This is a genomic window from Salmonella sp. FC25216 (genome assembly GCF_057751355.1).
The window spans coordinates 422,139-447,331 of sequence record NZ_JBDGON010000002.1 but is presented as its reverse complement, the minus strand read 5'-3'; the positions used below and the strand labels follow the sequence as shown (position 1 = coordinate 447,331).

18 protein-coding genes and 6 pseudogenes are annotated in these 25,193 nt (G+C 47.2%); 10 read left to right on the top strand and 14 right to left on the bottom strand.

The window, feature by feature from the left end; translation table 11 throughout:
• Nucleotides 1–108: 108 nt before the first annotated feature.
• Nucleotides 109–2,577 carry an SET domain-containing protein-lysine N-methyltransferase gene (locus AC3G3F_RS05545; RefSeq protein WP_488394604.1) on the top strand — a complete coding sequence of 823 codons (2,469 nt, stop codon included), beginning with the start codon at nt 109–111 and terminating at the stop codon, nt 2,575–2,577.
• 123 nt (nt 2,578–2,700) lie between these two features.
• On the opposite strand, the gene AC3G3F_RS05540 is transcribed toward AC3G3F_RS05545, so the two are convergent.
• Nucleotides 2,701–6,120, bottom strand: coding sequence for a DUF4765 family protein (locus tag AC3G3F_RS05540; RefSeq protein WP_488394603.1), 3,420 nt, complete (start codon nt 6,118–6,120; stop codon nt 2,701–2,703).
• 437 nt (nt 6,121–6,557) lie between these two features.
• Nucleotides 6,558–6,665 (bottom strand): annotated as a pseudogene (locus AC3G3F_RS05535) (integrase core domain-containing protein); the annotation flags it as partial.
• Between the two features lie 36 nt (nt 6,666–6,701).
• Here AC3G3F_RS05535 and AC3G3F_RS05530 point away from each other — a divergent pair.
• Nucleotides 6,702–6,797, top strand: a pseudogene (locus tag AC3G3F_RS05530) (hypothetical protein); the annotation flags it as partial.
• A 59-nt stretch (nt 6,798–6,856) separates the two neighbouring features.
• Complete coding sequence (gene ttcA / locus AC3G3F_RS05525; protein WP_080070200.1) at nt 6,857–7,792, top strand: tRNA 2-thiocytidine(32) synthetase TtcA; 936 nt, start codon at nt 6,857–6,859, stop codon at nt 7,790–7,792.
• A 43-nt stretch (nt 7,793–7,835) separates the two neighbouring features.
• On the opposite strand, the gene dbpA is transcribed toward ttcA, so the two are convergent.
• The 5 genes from dbpA to smrA all read right to left on the bottom strand — a co-directional run bounded on the left by dbpA (nt 7,836) and on the right by smrA (nt 12,955).
• A complete protein-coding gene (gene dbpA / locus AC3G3F_RS05520; protein WP_488394602.1) occupies nt 7,836–9,209 on the bottom strand; it encodes an ATP-dependent RNA helicase DbpA in 1,374 nt (457 codons plus the stop codon).
• 28 nt (nt 9,210–9,237) lie between these two features.
• Nucleotides 9,238–9,420, bottom strand: a complete 183-nt coding sequence (ynaL, locus tag AC3G3F_RS05515; protein WP_071891303.1) for a proline-rich small protein YnaL — start codon at nt 9,418–9,420, stop codon at nt 9,238–9,240.
• 275 nt (nt 9,421–9,695) lie between these two features.
• Entirely contained in the window at nt 9,696–10,679 is a 984-nt protein-coding gene (gene zntB / locus AC3G3F_RS05510; RefSeq protein ID WP_488394600.1) for a zinc transporter ZntB, read from the bottom strand.
• A 142-nt stretch (nt 10,680–10,821) separates the two neighbouring features.
• Nucleotides 10,822–11,979, bottom strand: a complete 1,158-nt coding sequence (locus tag AC3G3F_RS05505) for a methyl-accepting chemotaxis protein (RefSeq protein ID WP_023246437.1) — start codon at nt 11,977–11,979, stop codon at nt 10,822–10,824.
• Between the two features lie 412 nt (nt 11,980–12,391).
• On the bottom strand, nt 12,392–12,955 hold the full coding sequence (gene smrA, locus AC3G3F_RS05500; RefSeq protein ID WP_079796364.1) for a DNA endonuclease SmrA: 564 nt from the start codon (nt 12,953–12,955) through the stop codon (nt 12,392–12,394).
• A gap of 463 nt (nt 12,956–13,418) precedes the next feature.
• On the opposite strand from smrA, the gene ogt reads away from it, so the two are divergent.
• From ogt to uspE, 3 genes are all read left to right on the top strand, one after another.
• Nucleotides 13,419–13,934, top strand: a complete 516-nt coding sequence (gene ogt, locus AC3G3F_RS05495) for a methylated-DNA--[protein]-cysteine S-methyltransferase (protein WP_079796363.1) — start codon at nt 13,419–13,421, stop codon at nt 13,932–13,934.
• A gap of 195 nt (nt 13,935–14,129) precedes the next feature.
• Complete coding sequence (fnr, locus tag AC3G3F_RS05490) at nt 14,130–14,882, top strand: fumarate/nitrate reduction transcriptional regulator Fnr (RefSeq protein ID WP_000611914.1); 753 nt, start codon at nt 14,130–14,132, stop codon at nt 14,880–14,882.
• 151 nt (nt 14,883–15,033) lie between these two features.
• Nucleotides 15,034–15,981 (top strand): universal stress protein UspE, encoded by a 948-nt coding sequence (gene uspE / locus AC3G3F_RS05485; protein ID WP_001262140.1) that lies wholly within the window; start codon nt 15,034–15,036, stop codon nt 15,979–15,981.
• 54 nt (nt 15,982–16,035) lie between these two features.
• On the opposite strand, the gene AC3G3F_RS05480 is transcribed toward uspE, so the two are convergent.
• A complete protein-coding gene (locus AC3G3F_RS05480; RefSeq protein ID WP_023246441.1) occupies nt 16,036–16,290 on the bottom strand; it encodes a DUF2534 family protein in 255 nt (84 codons plus the stop codon).
• Nucleotides 16,291–16,528: 238 nt separating this feature from the next.
• Between AC3G3F_RS05480 and AC3G3F_RS05475 the strand changes: the two genes are divergently transcribed.
• Nucleotides 16,529–17,560, top strand: a complete 1,032-nt coding sequence (locus tag AC3G3F_RS05475; protein WP_053511180.1) for a mechanosensitive ion channel family protein — start codon at nt 16,529–16,531, stop codon at nt 17,558–17,560.
• 85 nt (nt 17,561–17,645) lie between these two features.
• On the opposite strand, the gene AC3G3F_RS05470 is transcribed toward AC3G3F_RS05475, so the two are convergent.
• A complete protein-coding gene (locus tag AC3G3F_RS05470; RefSeq protein ID WP_023246443.1) occupies nt 17,646–18,248 on the bottom strand; it encodes a helix-turn-helix domain-containing protein in 603 nt (200 codons plus the stop codon).
• Between the two features lie 43 nt (nt 18,249–18,291).
• Between AC3G3F_RS05470 and AC3G3F_RS05465 the strand changes: the two genes are divergently transcribed.
• Both AC3G3F_RS05465 and AC3G3F_RS05460 read left to right on the top strand, forming a co-directional pair.
• Nucleotides 18,292–18,978, top strand: a complete 687-nt coding sequence (locus tag AC3G3F_RS05465; RefSeq protein WP_023246444.1) for a B3/B4 domain-containing protein — start codon at nt 18,292–18,294, stop codon at nt 18,976–18,978.
• Between the two features lie 26 nt (nt 18,979–19,004).
• A complete protein-coding gene (locus tag AC3G3F_RS05460) occupies nt 19,005–19,352 on the top strand; it encodes an antibiotic biosynthesis monooxygenase family protein (protein WP_023246445.1) in 348 nt (115 codons plus the stop codon).
• 105 nt (nt 19,353–19,457) lie between these two features.
• Here AC3G3F_RS05460 and AC3G3F_RS05455 read toward each other — a convergent pair whose 3' ends face one another.
• The 3 genes and pseudogenes from AC3G3F_RS05455 to AC3G3F_RS05445 all read right to left on the bottom strand — a co-directional run.
• Nucleotides 19,458–20,015, bottom strand: a complete 558-nt coding sequence (locus tag AC3G3F_RS05455; protein WP_023246446.1) for a thiol peroxidase — start codon at nt 20,013–20,015, stop codon at nt 19,458–19,460.
• Between the two features lie 95 nt (nt 20,016–20,110).
• Nucleotides 20,111–20,936: pseudogene (locus tag AC3G3F_RS05450) on the bottom strand (ZirS family two-partner secretion-like system exoprotein).
• Nucleotides 20,937–20,962: 26 nt separating this feature from the next.
• Nucleotides 20,963–21,964 (bottom strand): annotated as a pseudogene (locus tag AC3G3F_RS05445) (inverse autotransporter beta domain-containing protein); the annotation flags it as partial.
• Between AC3G3F_RS05445 and AC3G3F_RS05440 the strand changes: the two are divergent.
• A pseudogene (locus AC3G3F_RS05440) lies at nt 21,942–22,151 on the top strand (SDR family oxidoreductase); the annotation flags it as partial. The pseudogenes AC3G3F_RS05445 and AC3G3F_RS05440 overlap by 23 nt on opposite strands.
• A 91-nt stretch (nt 22,152–22,242) precedes the next feature.
• Here the strand turns inward: AC3G3F_RS05440 and AC3G3F_RS05435 are convergent.
• Both AC3G3F_RS05435 and AC3G3F_RS05430 read right to left on the bottom strand, forming a co-directional pair.
• Nucleotides 22,243–23,113, bottom strand: a pseudogene (locus AC3G3F_RS05435) (aldo/keto reductase).
• A 304-nt stretch (nt 23,114–23,417) separates the two neighbouring features.
• Entirely contained in the window at nt 23,418–25,031 is a 1,614-nt protein-coding gene (locus AC3G3F_RS05430) for a peptide ABC transporter substrate-binding protein (RefSeq protein ID WP_488394596.1), read from the bottom strand.
• Between the last annotated feature and the right edge of the window lie 162 nt (nt 25,032–25,193).

Genomic DNA, 25,193 nt, shown 5'->3' with positions numbered 1-25,193 from the left:
AGCCCGACCGGGCCGTATCGAAGTAGTCCTGATGGTCATAATTTAAAAGAAAATAATAATAAACAATGGTAGAACACTAAAACCAGCTAAGCATCAGCAGGAGGTCCTATGCGGGGGATTGGAGCAGTCATTCATTTTCGTTCACCAACACCTGGCAGCACATCAGTCCCCGATTTCAGCGGGATGTGGAGCAGTATCAGGGACTGGTTCGCTCTGTCTGCTCAGGATGAAGCTGCACAGTGCTTTCGCGCTTTTTATCAGCCGGATGAAGGAATGTCCCCACCGGACAGGCTGAAGCACTTTTTAAGACTGAAGGCGCTGGCATCTCCGGGACGGCAGGCTAACTTCACCGCAGAGCGAATACTCGGTACCGGTGAAACCATCTGCATGATTGCCTCCGGTAAAAATAGCGACTTTCCCTCCGTCACACTTCACCTGAGCGACCAGGAATGGCATTCGACACAACACCAGAAAGAGGCTGTTGACAGCCCACGGTCCTCAGTCAGTGATGACAACCAGACAGCTACCGTAACAGGGACAGGAGGGAGCGTCGAAGCACGCCCAAAAGGTTCCCCTATTACAAATCTGCAAATTCAGACATGGCGGGACCTGCCACAGGAAGCGAAACGCGAGGCAGGCGGCTGGAAAGTATGGGCGCAGTCACAGGGGATAAACATCGGCAGTGCCGGTGCCTGCCTGACAAACACTGGACTAAGGCCAAAGGGGGCAATACGACTACAGCCGCCCGGGGAGAGAGGTTCTTCCATTACTAACGCACAGATTCAGGTGTGGCGGGATCTGCCACAGGAAGCGAAACGCGAGGCAGGCGGCTGGATAAGGTGGGCACAGTCACAGGGGATAAACATCGGTAGTGCCGGTGTCTGCCTGACAAACACTGGACTGACGCCCAAGGGGGCAATACGGCTACAACCGCCCGGGGAGAGAGGTACCCCTATTATAAATATGCAGATTCGAGCGTGGCAGGACCTGCCACAGGAAGCGAAACGCGAGGCAGGCGGCTGGATAAGGTGGGCACAGGCACAGGGGATAAACATCGACAGTGCCAGTGCCTGCCTGACAAACACTGGACTGACGCCCCGGGGGGCAATACGACTACAACCGCCCGGGGAAAGAGGTACCCCTATTACAAATCAGCAGATTCGAGCGTGGAAGGACCTGCCACTGGAGGCGAAACGCGAGACAGGCGGCTGGATAAGGTGGGCACAGGCACAGGGGATAACCATCGGAAGTGCAGGAATCTTTCTGACCAACCGCGGGCTGACCCCCTTTGGTACAGAGCGCCTGAAACCGCCCGGGGAAAGAGGTACCCCTATTACAAATCAGCAGATTCGAGCGTGGCAGGACCTGCCACTGGAGGCGAAACGCGAGGCAGGCGGGTGGATGACGTGGGCGCAGGCACAGGGCATAGACATTAATAGTGCGAGTGCCTATCTGACAAAGACAGGACTGAAGCCCCAGGTGGTGGTACGGCTACAACCTCCCAGGGAGAGGGGCTCCCCCATTACAGAGGCGCAACTTCTGGCATGGTTGAACATGTCACCGGAGGAACGCCGGACATCAGGTGGATGGGCCACATGGGCGCAGGCCCGGGGGATATCTTATATAAGCGCAAGAAAGTATCTGGCACCGACAGACAGTGAGATGCCATCCAGAGGCACATCACGTCCGTCGCCGCCCTCAACCGTCACGAGTGACAGCCCACAGGCATCAACATCCGCAGCAACAACCACAGGCGATGAGATAGCCGTCAGCATGACTGCGCCCCCGGAGCACAGCGGGGAAAAACGGTCGCCTCCCTCGACCAAAGAGGATATCTCAGCCCCGCCGGCAAAACAGATCAAGGAAGAGGAAGATGACGTTACCTGGCGAACACACCAGATAAACAATAACTTACCCATTCTGCGGCACTGGCGTGACCCGGCGATATCGGTGATGACCCAGGCGGAAGGCAGGATTGAAACCTTACAGGTTACACGGTGGGGGCCTCTTTTTAACCTGTTATCCCGGCAGACCAAAGCCAGAATTAATCAGGATATTCGCTGGTTTCTGCAAAATGAAGGAAAGCATGATGCGCGAATGAATGCCATGATGTCCGTCGCTATTCCCCTTGATGACAGCGACGGTTACAGGGGGCGCACAGTCTACGCGCGAATCGATCTGGCGGCGTTTACCGTACTGGGCCCCTACTCCGGCCGCCTGCTGGACAGTGAAAAGATACGGTGTGAATACGAAAAAGAATATGGGAAGGAAGCCGGTAATTATTATTTTGCCACGCGAAGCCAGGAGCGCCTGGTGTCCGCCTGGCCGGAAGGAAATATCCTCAGCCTGATTAACAGTCCGGCATTTACCCACCGGACAGCGGAGACAGAAGCAAGACAGAACGTCAGCGCGGTGCTTGTCGGGAAGAATATTCACTTTTACGTCACCACACGCGACATCAGCGCCGGGGAAGAACTGTGGTTTGATTACGGACCAGACTACCGGCATTTTGAGTCAGGTGAAGCACTACGCTCCGCGCAGGTTAAGGAGGAACCACCTTCACCGGAAGAGGGATAGAAATACATCATCCTGACCTGTAGCCATTCTGTACAAGCTGTTTTTCAACAGACATATACCCGGAAGTGCTGTCTGCCCTTCCGGTCACCATTTATGATGTCCATCCTGGTTCTGAGGCTCTGCTTACTTAGAAGCGTTTGCCTGTCCGATATTTTCTGCATGACCATACGTCCGGTCAATGATACCAACAGGTTCCACTGGTGCAGTATGTGGCATAACCCAACCGCTTTCACTTGTACTGCCTCGCGTAAGATATTTCACTTTTGTCTTAACGATAATAAGATGATGCTCCCTGCTAAATCTATCTGCAACACTAAGATCTGTTGTAAATTCAGGTACCACTCTTCCACTCCGAACCTGCTCCCTGGCGGTTTCTACAGAGACAGGCAATATATTTGGATCGGGCCCCTCCACACCTCCTGCTGTTTTAAACTTAACAATATTTTCAGCCTGCGGGCCAGTTGTCCCCCTGCATAATACAACTTCAATCTCACCTGCTGCAGTATCCCCACTCTGGAGTTTTTTATAGACACTTTGCACATTTTCTTCTGATGTAGGATATAATTCTTCTGACAGGGAAGGCAGCATGTCCTCCAGTAGTGGTGAATCATCGGAAATATCCAGAAGATCCTCATCATAACCAATATCTCCTTCTCTCAACTCCGAATAAGGTTTATCAACATGTCGTATAGGCCCTCCCCCTTTCAGTCCTGACACCTGATAAAATTTACCGTCAGAACTTCTGTAAAAGGTAATACCCGCATTTTTCCCGGTATCAGAAAAGGTTCCCTGATAAATTTCTGATGCAGGGTCTTTAGTCAAAACTATTTCTCTGTCATTATATCTTATTGTATTCGGATTTTCCGCGGACGACGGTAGAAATGATTTTTGCTTTCTGTAAAAGCCTTCTCCTGACTGTTTATAATAACCATGCGTTTCTTTATCAAACCCTGTAGCGCGATAGAGTCCATCACTTCCCTCAGGATTTAACTCAAGAATTTTCCGATTGCTCTTTTGATAAATAAAATCAATATTTTCTATTGACTCTATAACTTTATAATTACTACCTTTTTGAATCGGCGCTTTTATTACACCAGTCTCTATCTTACTTTCAACAAAGCGGAGACCAGTATATTTTGCATTCGACGCCCTTTCTGTAAACTTCGCTTCTGCAACAGGAGCAGCCTCCATACCAATACGTATAACATCCTGAATGTATCCACATACATCAGCAGAGTTTTCCACAATAGCCCGATTGAGAATACTGCTGGTACCAGCTAGCGCATTAAAACCGGGGACAAAACTCATTACAATATTCCAGATAGTTCCTAAAAAATGAAGCCCTGATCTTGATGCTGGACTTAGTGAGGAAACTGTTCGATGATGAGCGGTATCATCAACATCAAAACTCAATTCAATTAATCCCCATAGCCCCTCCTGAATGACTTTATTAAAACCATACACGAAAGCTTGTCCGCCATCCATGGATGAGACTTTCCTTTTGAACGCTTCGAGAGACTGAACCTGTTTTTCATGTTGTTCTTCTGCTGTCAGCCAACTCGATTGTACAATATCGCTAATCTCATGAATAAGCCCAACAACTGTATCTCGCAACATTTTATTTATATTCATTAACCCTAATAGATCACAGTCTTGCATATGATCTTTGACATGTGTCTCTGCTCTATAATATTTTTCCGCCCAATTTAGTTGTGTATCGATAGCGGCCTTCATTAAAAGCTCTAAAAATCCGTTCCCTCTGGGAAACAAAGACTTAATATGTCTGGAAAATTCATTATTAACCACAATTTTTCTTGATAGGGCATTTATTTTTTTATCATTAACTGGACCAGTTATCTTTGTACACAAATGAATAATATTACGCATGATGCTAAAATTATATTTTATGCCATCAGGACTAAGCAATATTTTATCACCACCATTCCTGGATAAATGATGTATTACTAATTGAACTCGCTTAAAAAGATCTTTCATCTTTTTAGTGTTAAATGTGGACATCCTTTTTTCTTTTCTGTAAAAATTCACAATATTTAATGCTGTAAAAATAGCCTCCTTGCCATAGAAAGTATCAAAGTTTGAACTCGAAACCTCTGGAAATTTTTGATTTAGTACTTTCGTATAATGGCTTTCATTTGCCAGGACAGATGCAATTTGTCTGGTTGCTAAAATTCTGGAACTAATATATAAAGGATGAACCAGCATATCACGAGCGATTAACCCATATATTTTATATTGATGTTCAATATGTTCTTTTACAAAATACTCAAAAGAAACCTTGCTTCCATTATTAAGAAGTATTTCAATCTCATTCAAATGAATTATAAGGCCCTTGAACATATATTCAGCAGCAAGTCTTCTTCCACCATGCGTCCACTGCCCTGTTTGAGAAAATACAAGTAATTCATGATAGCCTCTTTTATAATCATTCATCAACTGCTCATCTCCAAGTTTTTTGAGCATTTCGAGAAGTGGCAATCCTGCAGCAAATGAAGAATGTTTGACTATTTCATCTATCATCTTACCTAACGGATGAGGCTCCATATTTGGGGCGGAATGATCCTCCGGGAGAGCCCTTGCATATCTCAGTTGTTCTTTATTGGATGGAAAATTATTCTTGTCTTCTGAATTATCATTTTTTAGCCCATTACCGTCTGCTATTGTTAATCTGGATGATAGTAATAAACCCGTTACTGCGATATTTTTTATATTTCTCTCCATCTTATGAACGGTGACTGGCTGAAAATTATTACTCCTTTCAAAATAGGATAAAATTTCTTTTTGTATTTCCTTTCCCTCAAATATGATTTGCTCAGTACTTTTAGGTAGAGTAGTTACGCTGTCAATATTAAATAACTCATGCCCATCGCTCACCGCTGCCTGAGAAAAACACAACGATGCATGTGCCATAGCCGTAGAATCAATTTCCTTATAAATAACATTAGAATATATATTTGTAACATCATGATCCGCTTTCAAATCATCGTATAAAATATGCTTCAAAAATAAATCTAACAATACTTTTTCTGATGATATATTATTATCACAGTCGTTAGATTCAGGATCGATAGGAAAACCTTTCTTATTAAACGGCAACGATAAATACACACGACTCCCTTCAGCATTTTCATAACTATAATTTGGGGATACTATTACTTCACACTTACTGGTATCAATATCGTTATTTATACTATAATCGACTCTATAATTAACCAACCGACGAAATGTTGGACTATTCAAATAATAAAAATCTAAAGTTGATTTAATATCTTCACATATAATTTCAGACGTTGACTCAAAAAAGAACTCATAAATATTTAAGCTATATTCTTTTTCATCTCGGGCCATCTCATCCAGATGAATATACTCTTCGGGTAGATTAGATATTTGTTCATGAAAAACAGTATCCTTATGCGCTCCATCCAAAGCTGAAAGGTACTGTATGGTGTCCCAAGTTCTGATACCTTTTGTATTTAACTTCTGCTGTACCGTTCTGGAAGATACATGTTCTAATGTTACGGGCATTATTCCCTCCTGTAAAAATTGCGGATGATATAATAAGAACAAACGCCAGGTATCAGATCTAACTAGAAGTACGTTAATACACAGAGTGTTGATTGGTTTTTAAATAAAAATATCATTATGTTTATGCAAGCGTACTTTAACCAACATACAGTCAACAAAAATACAACCCACTGAGTTATCTATTAGATAAACCGCCTGATTTGTTATATACATCACAAATATAAGAGAAAACAGCCATAGATTATATAGTTAACTATTAAATTACATTCAATGAAAGTAATTTAGTCATCCATTGAAAAATGTCCACACAATTAAATTAACTATCAGATTAGTCCAGTTATAAGAAAAGATGACTATCTCTACTTTAACACATTCATTTACATCACCATACTCATCAAGCGGTACTGACCCTGGCCCAAAATCAGTGTAGTGATACATCAGAGATCTTCGTCTTTCTGAAGACTTCGGATAAACCCCGTCGGAGTCATGTCATTTAATGATGAATGAGATCTCTCATGATTATATTCTCTGCGCCACTGGTCGAGAAACGTTATTTAACAGGCGAACTCCATTTTGCCTTACAGAAATCGCATTACCCGGTGAACAGGCTGGGCACCAGATGGAACGCCGCTGTAAAACGTGCTGGCATTCATCGCTGTAATCCGTACCATACGCAAATACTTTGCCTGCCGGCCATCATTTATTATGCCCATTTTTGTTCCTGAGAAAGTAAATAATGCAAGATAATCATCAAGTTACAAAGAAAGAACAGTACAACCTGAACAAGTTGCAAAAACGTCTGCGCCGTAACGTTGGCGAAGCGATTGCCGATTTCAATATGATTGAAGAAGGCGATCGCATTATGGTTTGCCTTTCTGGCGGTAAAGATAGCTATACAATGCTGGAAATTTTACGTAATTTGCAGCAAAGCGCCCCGATCAATTTTTCACTGGTCGCCGTCAACCTTGATCAAAAACAACCGGGCTTCCCGGAGCATATCCTGCCAGCCTATCTTGAGCAGTTGGGCGTAGAATATAAAATAGTTGAAGAAAACACTTACGGTATTGTTAAAGAGAAGATTCCGGAAGGAAAAACCACCTGCTCGCTGTGCTCGCGTTTGCGTCGCGGTATCCTGTATCGTACCGCGACTGAACTGGGCGCGACCAAAATCGCCCTGGGCCACCATCGCGACGATATTCTGCAAACCCTGTTTCTGAATATGTTCTATGGCGGAAAAATGAAAGGGATGCCGCCGAAGCTGATGAGCGATGACGGCAAACATATCGTGATCCGCCCGCTGGCTTACTGCCGCGAGAAAGATATTGTCCGTTTTGCTGAGGCCAAAGCCTTCCCTATCATTCCTTGTAATCTGTGCGGTTCGCAACCCAACCTGCAACGCCAGGTGATTGCCGACATGCTGCGCGACTGGGATAAACGCTATCCTGGACGGATCGAGACGATGTTTAGCGCCATGCAGAATGTCGTGCCGTCTCACCTTTGTGACACTAATCTGTTCGATTTCAAAGGCATCGCTCACGGTTCCGAGGTAGTCGACGGCGGCGATTTAGCGTTCGATCGTGAAGAGATTCCATTGCAGCCCGCTGGCTGGCAGCCGGAAGAAGATGACACTTCCTTAGACGCGTTGCGGCTTGATGTTATCGAAGTGAAATAATTTGCAGGCGTCTCAGCACTCCGCTGAGACGCCATGCTATCGATCATTTTAATAGTCGTACCCGGCATGACTTGCCTTTGATCTTCCCGTTTTGCAACTGCTTCCAGGCTTTTTGCGCTACCGCTTGACGTACGGCGACGTAAACGAGCATTGGATGCACGTTAATTTTGCCGATATCCGCCCCGTCTAATCCAATATCGCCAGTCAGCGCACCCAAAATATCTCCCGGACGCATTTTCGCTTTTTTACCACCGTCAATACATAGGGTCGCCATCTCTGCGACCAGAGGAAGCAACGGCTGCTGGGCGGGCGCATTCAGCCAGTTCAGCTTGAGTTGCAACATTTCTGAAAGAATATTCGCCCGCTGCGCCTCTTCCGGCGCGCAGAAACTGATCGCCAGACCGCTGCTTCCTGCGCGCGCCGTACGGCCAATACGATGAACATGAACCTCGGGGTCCCAGGCCAGTTCATAGTTAACTACCAGTTCGAGCGATTTAATGTCTAACCCTCGCGCAGCAACGTCGGTGGCAACCAGAATGCGCGCGCTGCTATTCGAAAAACGTACCAACGTCTGGTCGCGGTCGCGTTGTTCCAGATCGCCGTGGAGCGCCAATGCGCTTTGCCCTGCCGCATTAAGCGCATCACAAACGGCCTGACAATCTTTTTTGGTATTGCAAAACACCACACAGGAGGCTGGCTGATGTTGGCTAAGCAACGTTTGCAGCAGCGAAATTTTTTCATGCGTAGACGTTTCGAAGAATTGTTGTTCGATAGCCGGTAGCGCATCTACCGTATCGATTTCAATACACATTGGCTGTTGCTGTACACGACTGCTAATCGCCGCGATAGCCTCAGGCCAGGTCGCCGAAAACAACAACGTCTGGCGCGCCGCGGGCGCAAAGCGGATCACCTCATCAATGGCATCACTGAATCCCATGTCCAGCATTCGGTCCGCTTCATCCATTACCAGGATATGCAGGGCATCCAGCGATACGGTTCCTTTTTGTAAATGATCCAGCAGGCGCCCCGGTGTCGCGACAATGATATGCGGCGCGTGCTGAAGAGAGTCGCGCTGCACGCTAAAAGGTTGTCCGCCGCATAAGGTCAGAATTTTGGTATTTGGCAGAAAACGGGCCAGACGACGCAGCTCTCCGGCAACCTGGTCCGCAAGCTCCCGCGTCGGGCACAGCACCAACGCCTGCGTCTGAAACAGGCTGACGTCAATTCGATGCAAGAGTCCAAGACCAAAGGTCGCCGTTTTACCGCTACCGGTCTTTGCCTGCACACGCACATCATTACCCGCCAGAATGGCCGGTAATGCCGCAGCCTGAACAGGCGTCATCTCAAGATAGCCCAGCTCATTAAGGTTATTGAGCTGGGCGGCGGGCAGAACATTCAGGGTTGAAAAAGCGGTCACAATTTACTCTCGCGGTAACGACTTATAGTCAGCAGGCGCGTATCCTCGCAGATCCGGGCGTTTGATGCGACATTTTAATCGGTTCTTCGTCGGGCGGCGGATCGGGCATTGGTTGAGGACGAGGAAGCGGTTCGGGAATGGGAACAGGATCGGTGGGAATCGGGTCCGACAAGGACGAGTGCTGATACAATAAGGTCAAAAGATAGCTCATATTACCCTCCGGAATGTCAATCAGACTCTTAAAGGGTAGACGCTGATATCCTGCAAGCAAAAAAAAGCCGACTAATCTAAGCCGGCGTCGTACGAATCAATTGTGCTATGCAGTAATTCAAAAAAGGAAGTAAGACAATATGGAGCGCAACGCCCATCGCTTGACGTTGCATTCACCTGCGAGAGAGATATTGCCCCGAATAGGTAGATGGTTTATTGACTTCGCTCAAATTTCTCGGCCTTTTTTCATCCAGAACGGTCTGAAAAGCGCTGATGTTACAACCATTTACTGCGATGCAACCATAAAGTAACACCACCGATCAGGACAACTAACAGAATACAAAACAGCGAAAAGCCGAACCGCCACCCGCCGCCGGGAATACCGCCCAGGTTGACGCCAAATAACCCCGTTAAGAAAGTGCTGGGCAGAAAAACCATCGCCATAAGCGACATGGTATAAGTTCTGCGCGCCAGAGACTCCTGCATCACCTGGGCAATTTCATCCGCCATGATCCCAGTACGCGCGATACAAGCGTCAATTTCATCCAGCCCTCTTCCCAGCCTGTCGGCGATATCCTGCATTCTGCGCCGGTGATCGTCGCTCATCCACGGCAAACGTTCGCTCGCAAGCCGGGCGTAAACGTCGCGCTGCGGCGCCATATAGCGCCGCATGACAATCAATTGCTTACGTAATAACGCCAGGAAGCCACGCGGCGGGATCTGCTGGTCAAGAAGGTTATCTTCCAGGTCGATAATTTTATCGTGCAGTTGTTCAATAAATTCACTGGCATGATCGGTTAACGCATCGCACACATCGACTAACCAGCCACCGCAATCTGCTGGCCCGGCGCCTTCCTGCAAATCACTGACCACATCGTCCAGCGCCAGAACCTTTCGCTGACGGGTAGACACAATGAGCCGCTCATCCATATATAAACGTATTGCCACCAATTGATCCGGGCGTTCATCAGTACTGCCATTAATACAACGCAGCGTAATGAGCGTCCCTTCCCCCATACGGCTTACGCGCGGACGCGAACTTTCACCTGCCAGCGCATCACGCACGTTATTGGGGAGCAAAGGCGTTGAAGCCAACCAGCGGGCGCTGTCCGGGTGGGTATAATTAAGATGTAGCCAACAGGGATGCTGGCTATCGATCACATCATTATCTTCGAGCGGTTTTACTCCACCACGACCATCCAATAGCCATGCGAAAACGGCATCCGGCACGTTCACATCCGATCCCTTAATGGCTTCCACAGCGCCTCCACGTTACGACTCTCATGCCGTTAGTCTAGCTTTCGAGAAAGGTTAAGCAATCTCTCATTTTCTCATTGCGCAAAAAGAATGACGGGAACGTGCGAAAAAAGCACCTTAGCAACAGGCGCTTACCAAAAATGTATTACCAGGACTGACCGCGACTGGTGATGGTAGAGAGAGACGAAGCATGAGGGCGCGACAGCGCGTGTTCGCTGTAACCCGGCTGACCCAAGCGAAATTTGTTGGTTTTAGTCTGTAACTCGATCACCTGCGCCTTCAAAACATCCGAGGAAGCAGATAACGCTTCAACCATTAAAACATTGCTATGGGTTGCGCTTTCCAGATCACTCAACGCCAGAGTTATCTGGTTTATGCCTTTTTCCTGCTCCCGTGTGGTGGTGGAAATTTCACTCATCAGCAAGTTTAATTGCCCGGAGCCGCCGACAATCTCCTCCATATTTTTTTCAGCTTCCTGCACAATAGCAGCCCCCTGCCGAACATTGTCATGCGTAACGTCGATAAGCGCTTTGATACTTTTTGCCGCCTCGGCGCTACGATGCGCCAGATTACGCACTTCCCCGGCCACCACGGAAAAACCTTTTCCATGATCGCCCGCCCGCGCAGCCTCTACCGCCGCGTTAAGCGCCAGAATATTGGTCTGAAATGCGATACCGTCAATCAACGAAATAATCTCTGTCATCTGCGACGCACAGTCGGTAATAGAACGCATATTTTCTGCAACCCGCACCATTAATTCGCCGCCTTTACGGGCGCATTGAGTTGCACAATCCGCCTGAATGCTCGCCATTCGGGTATTATCCGCATTGTTTTTGGTGCTCGCCGCCATTTCATCCATACTGGCGGCAGTTTGAATTAACGAGGCCGACTGCTGTTCCGTCTTTACGGATAGCGCCATACTGCGCGCCGCCAGTTGCTCAGAAAGCGTCATTGCCGTTTGTGAAGAGGATCTGATTTCGTTCACCAGCGCGGAAATATTATCTGACAGGCTATTAATACCGGGAATCAGCCGCCCGGCGCAATTATTGCCAAATTCGGATATATGAATAGACAAGTTTCCTGCCGTGACCTCTTCAATACTTTTCTTAACGGTATTAATAGGTACAACCAGATAATAGGTTATATACCACCAAAGCAGTAATATTGAGGCAAGATAGATGATATTAAACGTAATTAAAATACGAAGATCATTCAAAAAAGTTATTTGTAAAGCATCCACCAATAGAAACGTACATACCATAAATAGAATAATACATGTCCTGATGCTAACATTTCTTAACATTTTTGATAGCCTACAACCAGGATAAGAGACAGGTTTTATTTTTATAGCATTTCAGATATGTATTGCCATTCGTTTCTTTCACATTCTCCATATTCAACACCAGACCATCGCCATTTCGCTTAGTGCGACAGATAAATTCACACACCTTCGCTATACCAGGATATTCATCCATCCTCATTAACAAGTGATGCCGTTATCACCATTTTCCGCTTAACAGTTAAGCTGGATAAGAGTACGTTTTAATAGATGCTTAAATAAGCGAATTAATGTTTTCCGTGCTATTACCGCGGACAGTCTGGTTATAACCCGTTCTCTTGCAGAATCTTAAGCGTTTGGATGAGGCGTTATATCAGGCATGAAACCGGGTTTGCGCGAACCTGCGCTGGCGGTCCTGTCCGCCAGCGGCAACGATTTACCGACTGCGCTTCGCATGACGCTCCCAGTTATCCTGTTTAGCCTGCACCGTTTTACGTAGCGCAACATAACATGCCCCGCCGCCGCCATGGTGCGGCAGCGCCGAACAATAAGCCTGTACATCCTCAAACTCTGTCAACCAGCGAGCCACATAGCTTCGGATGATATTGGCATGCGACTTCGCCTCTCGCCCTTTACCATGAATGATCAGGACATTACGTAAGCCTTCCTTCTGCGCCTCCAGGATAAAACGAAACAGCAGTTTGCGGCACGTTTCGACCGGCTGGCGTAGCAAATTGAGGCTGGCCTGCTGAGGGTATTTCCCACTGCGTAATTTGTCGATGACACCTTGCTGCAATCCTTCCCGACGAAATTCCAGCGGTTCATTCAGCGGCAGAATATCCAGAAATCCCGTCGTCAGGAAATTATCAAGCTGAAGCGTGTCGATACGCTGGGGCGTTTTAAGATTACGCGTTGGCTGCCAGTGTACATCAGTATAGCGTTTCAGCGGCTGGACATCCTCCATGGCGTCAAGAAACAGCGCTTTATCGTCAAGGTTCATGATTCATCCTCCAGCGTTTTGCGACAGCCGCTATCATAACCGCGCCCTGTTATACCGACAACGGTTTACAGTTATTTCCAATAACAGCGACAATGTAATGAAATAAACCGCCTCGCCTCAGTGTATTTTAACGCTAATAAAGTCATATTTTAACTCCAGTTAACTCCGTGAGTTTGAGATAAGATTTATTGTAATCAATCACTCATAGTAATAGCGAACGCTTTAAAAATTAGTTATAAATATGTTACACGCCAACCGAAAAATAGCGTGTCTATAGTTAAGGAAAGCGCACGATATCTCCTCTCGGGCCTGGACGATGTCGCCAGGCTCCATTTTTCTCCGCCAACGATATTACTGTCGCTAAATGTGTTATCCCTGACTATCTTTTAAGGAGTATGGTTGCGGGTATTCCCGGCATGATATCTTGTCTCTTACGTTAGACTAAGACGATGTGAGAGAACGGATGCTAAGATTACTTGAAGAGAAGATAGCCACGCCATTAGGTCCGTTATGGGTGGTTTGCGATGAGCAGTTTCGACTGCGGGCCGTTGAGTGGGAACAGTACCGCGATCGTATGGAGCAACTGCTTGACATACACTACCGTCACGAAGGCTATGAACGCATTTCTGCGACTAACCCCGGTGGGCTCAGCGATAAACTTGCAGATTATTTTGCAGGCAATCTCGCCGTAATTGATACCCTGGAGACCGCCACGGGGGGCACGCCTTTTCAACGAGAAGTATGGCAGGCTTTGCGCACTATCCCCTGCGGGCAGGTGATGCACTATGGTCAACTGGCGGAGCAACTGGGACGTCCGGGCGCCGCACGCGCAGTCGGTGCTGCAAATGGCGCGAACCCAATCAGTATTGTCGTTCCATGTCATCGCGTCATCGGGCGTAACGGCACTATGACCGGATACGCTGGCGGCGTAGAGCGAAAAGAGTGGCTATTACGCCATGAAGGCTATCTTTTATTATGAATATACAGGCAAAAAGTGCCTTATCGATCACACTTTCATGTAAAGCAACCACAAATAAGTTACGTATTTTCAAATAGATACAAACATTCATTAAACTTATACTTGAATTATTCCTTCTCCGGGATAGCTCAGACTTACGCGCTCACCAAAAAGATGTTAAAATTGACAAATATCAATTACGGCTTGAGCAGACCTATGATCCCGGAAAAGCGAATTATACGGCGCATTCAGTCTGGCGGTTGTGCTATCCATTGCCAGGATTGCAGTATCAGCCAGCTTTGCATCCCGTTCACACTTAACGAGCATGAGCTTGATCAGCTTGATAATATCATCGAGCGCAAAAAGCCCATTCAGAAAGGGCAAACTCTGTTTAAAGCAGGTGATGAACTGAAATCGCTCTATGCTATCCGCTCCGGAACGATTAAAAGCTACACCATTACCGAGCAAGGCGATGAACAGATTACTGGATTCCATTTAGCAGGTGACCTGGTGGGTTTTGACGCCATTGGCAGCGGTCATCATCCGAGCTTTGCGCAAGCGCTGGAAACCTCTATGGTATGTGAAATCCCCTTTGAGACGCTGGATGACCTGTCCGGAAAAATGCCTAACCTGCGTCAGCAAATGATGCGCCTGATGAGCGGTGAAATTAAAGGCGATCAGGATATGATCCTGTTATTGTCGAAGAAAAACGCCGAAGAACGTCTGGCCGCGTTTATTTACAACCTGTCCCGTCGCTTTGCGCAGCGTGGTTTTTCACCGCGTGAATTCCGCCTGACGATGACCCGTGGCGATATCGGCAACTACCTTGGCTTAACGGTCGAAACCATTAGCCGTCTGCTGGGCCGTTTCCAGAAAAGCGGTATGCTGGCGGTGAAAGGTAAGTATATTACTATTGAAAACAGCGATGCGCTGGCGGCCCTGGCCGGTCATACACGCAACGTCGCTTAAATATCAGCTAAACCATTGATGTCATCTTCTGCCATATCGTTAAATTTTTCTGATTTATTGATCTGGCAGAAGCGCTTCCCTCTGTTTCATTCACCATATTTGAGTTACTCTTTAGTTACAAACTGCGATGACAGTTGTAAGGAGACCCTGTATGGCTATGTATCAAAATATGCTGGTGGTCATCGATCCCAACCAGGACGATCAACCCGCATTACGGCGAGCAGTTTATTTGCATCAACGGATTGGCGGCAAAATTAAAGCTTTTCTGCCTATTTATGATTTCTCGTATGAGATGACCACCCTGCTTTCTCCTGACGAACGTACCGCAATGCGTCAGGGTGTAATAAGCCAACGCACAGCCTGGATACGTGAGCAGGCGAAATATTATCTTGAAGCCGGTGTCCCCATTGAAATTAAAGTGGTCTGGCACAATCGTCCCTTTGAGGCCATCATCCAGGAGGTTATCGCCAGCAGTCACGATCTGGTGTTGAAAATGGCGCATCAGCACGATCGACTGGAAGCGGTCATTTTCACCCCTACCGACTGGCATTTACTGCGCAAATGCCCAAGCCCCGTGTGGATGGTCAAAGATCAGCCGTGGCCAGAAGGTGGTAAAGCACTGGTCGCCGTGAACCTGGCAAGCGAAGAGCCCTATCACAATGCTCTCAACGAAAAGCTGGTAAAAGAGACCTTACAGTTGGCAGAGCAGGTTAATCATACCGAAGTGCACCTGGTCGGCGCCTACCCCGTTACGCCAATCAATATCGCCATTGAGCTGCCGGAATTTGATCCCAGCGTGTATAACGACGCCATCAGAGGCCAGCATTTACTGGCGATGAAAGCGCTGCGCCAGAAATTCAGCATCGATGAGAAAGTTACACATGTGGAAAAAGGCTTGCCGGAAGAAGTTATCCCGGATCTTGCCGAACATCTCCAGGCGGGAATCGTTGTGCTTGGCACTGTTGGACGTACCGGACTCTCGGCCGCGTTTCTGGGAAACACGGCAGAACAGGTCATTGACCATCTGCGCTGCGACCTGCTAGTCATTAAGCCTGATGAGTATCAGACGCCGGTTGAACTGGACGATGAGGACGATTAATTCCTCTTCCGCCCTGCCGGATGGCGCTGCCATCCGGCCAATACCTCATTAATGTTACTCATCTCCGCCGAGGAAATAGATCCCCAAAGGAATAGCCAGCAGAATAGTGAACACCAGACTGTAAACGAAAATCATTGCCGACTGGATGGCATACATGGAACTTGTCCACTCGGACAGCGGAATATGGTATTGCTCAATCACACCGCCGATAGTCGCGCGCGTTACCACCGAGGCCGCAACGATAAACACGACCAGCAGGCATAACAGAAATTTTTTCCCCTTCGCTGATTTCAGCTTCATCATGATCATAGTATCGTCCTTTACAGATGACTTTGTTACCTGATGGCAACAATACCATGACAATCACGCGATGTCTGCCCCATAAAACGTGACATTGTATTTACATAAAAAGTAAGCCGCTGAAATTAAAGCTGATAGCACTACTTCTTCTTTTTACTTATCGATGATCTGCGCGTTTATCCTGGGTAAAATACCTGTTAATCAGGTCATTCTGAGCTGTTATCGTAGGAAGGAGCGGAAAACAATAATGTTCACTGAATTTTTTCTCAAAAACGCGTTTAATCTGGCGATACTTTTCAGTTGCGGCATGGCGTTACTGGTTGTGAGATTTTGGCTGAGCCGTAATGTACAGTGGAAGAAAGGATTCACGTTCCATGCTGCGCAGTTTTTTATTTACGCGATTATAATTGGAACCATTGGGAGCATCCTGAATAATGCTATTGAAGATTATAATTTGCGGTTTATCTCTTCCGGGATCATTGATTTTATCTGCACTTCGCTCATTGCGCTTATTCTGACGATAAAACTGTTCCTGATTATTAACCAGTTTGAAAAAGCACAGGTCAATAAAGGTAGAGATGTCACCAGTACCCGTATCCTGGCGCGGGTCATAAAAATTACCATTATTGTCGCGATTGTCTTACTGTATGGCGAACATTTTGGCATGAGTCTGTCCGGTCTGCTGACCTTTGGCGGTATCGGCGGTATCGCTGTTGGTATGGCGGGCAAAGATGTCCTGAGCAATTTTTTCTCCGGTATTATGCTCTATTTCGATCGCCCCTTCAGTATCGGAGACTGGATTCGCTCTCCTGACAGAAATATCGAAGGTACAGTCGCCGAAATCGGCTGGCGAATTACCCGAATTAACACATTCGACCACCGCCCGCTGTATGTTCCGAACTCCGTCTTTTCATCCATTAGTGTTGAAAACCCGGGACGAATGACCAACCGTCGAATTAAAACAGTTATTGGATTACGTTACGAAGATGCCGACAAAATTGGCCTCATCGTGGATGCCATCAGAAACATGCTGCAGGCGCACAGTGATATCGATCAGAAACAGACGTTGTTGGTCTATTTTAATGAATTCGCCGACTCTTCGCTGAATATTATGGTGTATTGCTTTACCAAAACGACAGTATGGCAGGAATGGCTTGCCGTACAGCAGGATGTTTACCTGAAAATTATTGCGATTGTCCAGGAAAACGGCGCTGACTTCGCCTTCCCAAGCCAGACGCTATATATCGATGACCCAGAGGCCGCGCCTGCGATAAAATAAAAGATAGTCGGCGCCCGATAACGCTTATCGGGCGCCGAGGCTTCCCTGTCCTGGTGACGGGTTGTTAGCGCCTTCCTCACGGTGATCAACGGCTTTTTTCATTCACTGTCATGGTAAATTCAAGCACCTCCTTAGTGTCGTTAAAGTAGGCATGAGGCATATCGGTTCTGGCTACAGCGGAGCAGCCCTCCCGAATAATAAAGCGTCTATCGTCGACCGTTAACGTCAGTGTTCCCTGATTAACAAACAGTAATTCACAGGTGTCGGCCGGATGTCCTGCCGATTCAAACTGTTCACCAGGATGCATTATCCATTGCCAGAGTTCCAGCATATCCGGCCCGCTGGTTCCCGCCATCAGCTTCGCGCTGCCGCCTTTCTCGCCGCGCCACAATACCGGAATAGCATCCCGGTCGATAAGATGTACTATCGGCTCGCTGGCGACGTTGACAAAATCCGCCACGGACACCCCCATTGCAGCCGCGATCTTACACAACAGAGCAATGCTCGGATTGGCTTTACAGCCTTCAATTTCCACCAGCATTCCTTTACTGACGCAGGAACGCCGCGCAAGCTCATCCAGCGACATCTTTTTTTGGCTACGAAATTGTTTGATACGTTGGGAAACAGCTTCGTTTATTGTGCTGACGTCGGCGCCTGCCGCAGTCGATAAGTTGACTTTTTTGGTCATTGGTCGATATCATAGAATAAAATAGTCATTACAGGATTATGCGATGTCTTCTATGTTACCGTCAATCAGCCCGGAACTGGCCCTTATCGCTCCCGGCTTTCGTGCATTAAGTATTAATGTTATTGCCGCTCCGGTTCGCGATGCGCAGGTTGGAGAAATCGCGTTAAAAGAGGCCTGCCAGACCGTACTTAACGGCCAGCCTGCGTGGGGACAGGCGCATATAGACGCCTGGAATGCGGTGTTTAAAGCATTCGGCGCAAAACCAAAGCGCACCCCCTGCTCGGCAGAAGCGCTACGAAAACGCGTGTTGAAGGATGGAACAATGGCGGCGCTGGACCCGGTAGTTGATCTTTATAACGCTGTGAGCCTGCGCTATGCCGTGCCGGTAGGCGGCGAAAATAGCGCGGCTTATTGTGGATCGCCACGACTGGTTTTCGCTGACGGTAGTGAAACATTTGATACCCTGAAAGAAGGACAACCCGTCACCGAGTCGCCAGAACCGGGCGAAGTTATCTGGCGCGATGACAGAGGCGTCACCTGTCGGCGCTGGAACTGGCGTCAGGGAGTACGTACCCGACTAAGCGCTTCAGATAAAACGATGTGGTTTATCCTTGAAAGCTTGCCGGAAATGCCAGTTGATGAATTGTACGCGGCAGGAAACATGCTGACTGACGGCCTTGAAAAAATGATGCCGGGTTTACGTTTTGAATCCACGTTGATGGGTGTTTGATTGATATGCGTAACAGGAGAAATACTATGTCGCTGTTTCTGACGAGTTTTATTTTCGAAAAAAAAGAGTACGACGAAGAGTTTTATCAACTGGATGGCTGGATTGAGCGCTATACGCAGTCTATTGATGGCTATATTGGTATGGAAAGCTATACCGATGCCGCCAGCGGAAGAGTGATTAACAATTACTACTGGCAGACCCGCGAATCGATGGAGCTCTTGATAAACAATTTACAGCACCAGCAAGCCAAATCTCAAAGTCATAAGTGGCTTTCCGGCTACCAGACGATTATTGCAGAAATTCAGGGGAGCCATAACGTTAACCTGCCCCATCCGCTGGCGTCATTTTCAGTTCCTTATAGCGTTATGCAATAGTATGAGTTTACGCCTTCGTAGTACAGGAAGGCGCATATAAAAGTCTACTCCCCGGAGCTGCCGATAATCCGGCTCACCGTGCAGGAGCTATGTTCATACAAACTATTAGCAGGCAGGAATATGAGTGATATCTCGCGGTACGATGACACGCGTAACCATATTATTTTCATCGCACTCAATCAACGCTCTGGCAAAAATACTGAGCTCATTAATTTTCAGTCCTGAATTATCCAAAAACTGGCGGCAAGCGTAGTCAGAGACAAAGACTATGCCTGGATGAATATCATGATCGCGAATAAAACGGGCCTGGGCAAATGGCGTATCCATACTCAACACATACACCGCCCGATTTGAGTGACTGCCCGCTGATTTAAGGCGGTCACTATACTCTTTTACCTGCCATTCACAAACTGGCGTATCCAGTGATGGGACGACAATAATCAGTTTTTTTATACCCGGGATACAGTAACCCGGCAATAAATCATGGCTCACCAGTCCCTTTGTGCAGGGTAATGGTTCACCTTCAGCCAGTATACCGGGTTTGAGCGTCAGTTGCGTTTTGCCAAAGGTCACAGAGTGCTCCTGACCCAATAAGATATAATCTTGTGTTGTTGCTGGTGTCATAAAAATTTCTCCTTTTAACGTTTGTATTATTTTAGCCATAATAATTATTTAGCAATCTGCTAAAGAACCAGGCGAACATCCATAATAAGATAAGTGAGATAAAAGCCAACCCACTATTCATTGCTATTTTCACTCTACTTTTTTATTATCCCGGAGATAGTAAATTTATCTTTAATCTATTCCCCCAAAATATCTATATGTTAATCTCAACTCTCCATTTGAACCTCCATTATAAGTTACCGTCTGAATATACTCTCCGGGATTACCCCCGGTTTTGATATCGCACCGACTATTCCAATTTCCTGTTGGAATATGCCCACACTGGAGATTGAGATTAGTTATGGGATTATTATTTATATCTTTAACAATAATTTTCACAACAGCACTCTCTCCTGGCATCAGTAAAGATTTATCTGCACTAATGACAGATAAATCTGAACTCAATTTAACTATACGTTTTGTTTCAATAGAATGGAGTTCAGAAACCATCGGCACAGGCGTATATCCTGGTGCTGAGACCATATCTGTTTCGTTATAATGCTCAATTCTTATCTTCGAACCTACATTATCTTCGCTGATAACAATTGCATATTTACATGGTTTTTCACGTAGAAGCTCATGCTGTGAATCATCTTTCTCAACGCGATAATACGTACATACTGTGGTGGCCGTTTCATTAGCTTGATATTTTTAAGTATCAGGATCACGGACTCTCCCAACCATTCTTGATTTTAAAAGCATGCCTGGTATAGGTATATATGATTCAACATACCCATAATACCCATTCAATTCCAACCCATAATCACTCAGCGGCGAGCCAGGTCTGTGCCCAACGCCCGGCGCCGTAGGAGGAGAAAGCATCCCGACGGTTGCCGCGGACGTTGTCGACGAATCCGCCGAGACGCTTATCGGCATAGCCGCCAGAAGTAAGCTATAAATAATAAGATTATGTTTCGACATGCGCACTGTTGATCCTTTTTAAAACATTAATTCGCATCAGAGGTTGCGGTATTACCCTTAGCATTTTCCTGATCAGAAATAATTCTGACGCGGATATATTTATTCTGTAGCGATTCTCCGTTAAGGCTATAAGGAAGAAGCCAGGTGGCCTTTGTCGCCCCCGGTACAGATTTCCAGGATTTCATTTCATCCGAGATTTCCCACTGATAATTGAACGCATCGGTACAGTCCATATTGTTTATACAAAGCGTTCTGGCTCGCATTTCTGTTCCGACGACTGGCGCAGTAACGCTTCCGGTGGCTTCATCAGTTGCCGTCAGCGAAAGTTGTGGGAGGATAAGGTCGCTGCCCAGGCTCCCCTGAAGCTGAAGTCCAGCGATAAGCTCCGCATCACCCGACCACTCAACCTTCTCGATCGGGTAACGGCTATCTACCGTCGCCATTAATGTAACCAGCGTCCCGGACAAGCCTGACACCGGCATTGCCGTAATGCGGATTTTACTGGCCTGCTCCCGATACGCCATGACGATATCGTAATTGCGATCGACAAAGGCACGCCGATTTGTCGTGTTTGACGGCGCCCCAACGTTGCGGTAATCAAGCTGTTCAGGTAACGGCGTACCAAAGGAATAGTTGACTCTCAGACCGCCCTCTGCCTGCGATCCGCCGTTACCGGCGTCCCGATATCCTGCTCTGACTTCAAGCAAAGGGACAGGATTCCAGACCAAAGCCGCACCTGCGGCGCGGGGATTCCGGCTTAACGTACCGTTACCCAACAGATCAACTTTATCCCCGTAATACTGTTCATATGTCAACTCGCCGCTGAACCAGGGAAAATCGGGGAACATGCCTTTTGTTCGCAGATCAAAACCATACGCCGGACGCTCATCATGGAATTCATGCGCTGCTGACGTTTTCCAGCCGGTAAGAGGGAAATAATAGTTGCCGGAAAAGGCCAGACTGTCTTTATAGACTTCCCCGCCAACGCCGCCACGTAAATGGGAAATTACGATAAACGTTGTGCAGCCTGGCCCCATCGATACCGACATTAATCCGGAAGATGGCCCAATGAAAGAGCTGATGTACAGTTTCATGGCGATCAAACGACACGGGAAACCTGAAGAAGTGGCAGGAATGGTGGCATGGCTGGCCGGCCCGGAAGCCTCTTTCGTCACCGGCGCAATGCACACCATCGATGGTGCCTTCGGTGCCTGACGACCAGGCGAATATCACACGGTTGCCGTCTATTCCCCGGTAACCGGTATTATGAATGGCTAATGCGAGAAAACATCAGCAAGCGCCGCGATCAGTCATGGATTTTAACGCCAAGACAACCGCGAACAAATTCAGGATTAAAATGCTTCACCGCTTCGCCAACATAGCCTAAATCAAGAGCGTTGATTTGAGCCATTTCGTTATCCGTCAGAGAGAAATCCCAGATGGCAAAGTTCTCTTCAATACGTTCCTGTCGAGTGGATTTAGGAATGACCGTGACACCACGTTGCACGTTCCAACGCAGGACAACCTGGGCGACGGTCTTTTGATGAGCATCGGCAATCCTTCGGAGCATTTCATTTTCATACGGTGTATGTCTCCCGCCGCCTAACGGTGCCCAGGCTTCAGGCTGAACGTTATAGTGCTTCATGGTTTCCAGCGCGGCAGGGTTGTGCAAAGTATGGATGCAATTCGACCTGGTTTACCATTGGCGTAATTCTGACGGTTTCGCAGAAGTTTGCTAACACATGAGCATAGAAATTGGATACGCCAATGGCTCTCAGTTTACCCGCCTCCCAGGCATCTTCCAGTGCACGCCACGCGCTGAAATAGTCGCGCATTGCCTGATGCAGTAAATAGAGATCAAAATATTCTAACCCTGATTTTTTTAGCGACGCTTCAATACCTGCTTTGGCCATATCGTAGTTAGCCATATCTTGCACCCACAGTTTAGAAGTAATAAATAACTCCTCACGGGTACACAGACCTGTCGCGATGGCTTCACGAACAGCGTCACCAACGGCATCTTCATTGCCGTATACCGCGGCGGTATCGATAAGGCGATAACCGGTGCGAATAGCACTTAACACTGACTGCTTACATTCTTCTTTGTCGGTTACCTTAAAAACGCCAAAACCAACCATAGGCATTTTGAGGTTGTTACTTAATTCTGAATATTCCACGGTAAAACACCCTTTCGTCGTAAAGACGCCATTACAGGAGAAAAATACAGGTACAATGAGTATATTAAATCCGATTATATTTATGCAAAAAGTTCATTAATAACAGTTGTACATATTTTTTATTGCATCAAAACGCTTAACCAGCAGTGAAGGACAAGGTCGTTGGCTAGCCTACTTCTGGAAGCTGGGAAAGTGCAACGACAGGCAAACCTGTTGCTGTTCTGAAGGAGAAACTGGCGCTGTAAGCCGCGCCAGCTTTGGGTTTAGCTGTGGTCACCTTACATCATCAGGTAGCCGGTACCGATCAGTGTTTCACGATATATATTGTACGGCTATAAGCCACATCTTCCGGGTTAGTAATGGGGTATCCCTTTACCCACGGTTTAATTAACCGTCCATTGGTATACTGATAAATAGGCGCTATAGGTGCCTGTTCCGTCAGGATTTTCTCCGCTGCATTATAATCCGCGTTACGCGCTTCGGCAGTATTTTCCATCGTCGCCTGCATCAGGATTTTGTCATAAGCCGGATTAGCAAAGCGTGAAATATTCCCCGTATGTGTGGACGTTAATAAGGACAAGAAAGTCGACGGTTCGTTGTAGTCGCCAACCCAGGAGGCGCGAATAACATCAAAATTACCGGTATTCCGGCTGTCGATATACGTTTTCCATTCCTGGTTTTGCAATTTCACGTCCACCCCCAGATTTTTCTTCCACATTGACGCCACCGCAATAGCGATTTTCTGATGGTTTTCTGACGTATTGTAAAGCAGAGTTAATTTAAGCGGTTTCTGCGATCCGTAGCCTGCTGCACGAAGTAATGTTTTAGCCTGGGCGTTAAGTTCTTCCTGACTCATTTGCTCAAACGGCGAAAGGTCTGGCGTAAATCCTGCCGTGACATCCGGCGTAAAATGCCAGGCCGGTTTTTCACCGGTACCTAAGACTTTTTCCGCCATCAAACGGCGATCGATGGTCATACTTAGCGCCAGACGAACACGGGAATCCGCCGTCGGCCCTTTCTGCGTATTAAACGCATAATAATAAGTCCCTAATTGCGGCGGCGTATAAACTTGCCCGGGAATATCTTTCAATAATTTCTGGTACAGATTTTTAGGGAAAGATTCCGTGATATCAATATCGCCGGCAAGGTAACGTTTGGTCGCAGCCGATTCCTGGTTAATGGGTAAAAATGTCACTTTTTGCAGTACCGTTTTCGCGTTATCCCAGTAATACGTATTAGGTACGACCACCAGTTTTTCATTTACCACGCGCTCTTTAAGCACATACGCGCCATTGCCGATCAGTTTCCCCGGCTTTGTCCAGTCTTTGCCGCTTTCGACATTCGCTTTTTGGACCGGATAAAAGGCAAAATTGGCGGTCAGACTGGCAAACCAGGGTAACGGTTTATCAAGCTGAATACGCAGAGTGTGCGCGTCTACAGCACTGACGCCAAGCTGGTCAGGCGTGGCTTTACCATCGATAATGGCTTGCGCATTGGTGATACCAGCCAGAGCGGCAAACCAGGCGAAGGGGGAAAGCGTTTTGGGATCAACCAGGCGTTGCCAGCTATAGACAAAATCCTGGGCGGTCACTGGCGTTCCATCAGCCCATTGCGCATTATCCCGCAACGTAAACGTCCAGATACGATTATCATTGCTCTTCCATTGGCTGGCGACGCCTGGGATAATCTCACCCTTTTCGTTCTGGTTAACCAGCCCTTCAAACAGATCGCGGATCACCTGAATTTCAGGCAGCCCAACGGCTTTCGCTGGATCTAATGAGGCTGGCTCATCTTTGATATGACGCACCAGTTCTTGTTTCTCTGCCAGTACCATTCCGTCGGGAACATCCGCAGCATATGCCAGGGAAAAGCTGCTAACCAACAGCGCACAACAGGTTACTGAAACAGAATGCCTCATAGAAGTTCCTCAAAGAAGAAAGTATTTTTACTAATACAGTGAAATATAAGGATTTATCTCATCCAGTGTTTACACAGCGACCCCACTTCGGGTTAATCACTATACCATCAAAAAAGCTCCGCAGATCTTTATACCGCTGGGCTATATTTTTTTGACTTCGCT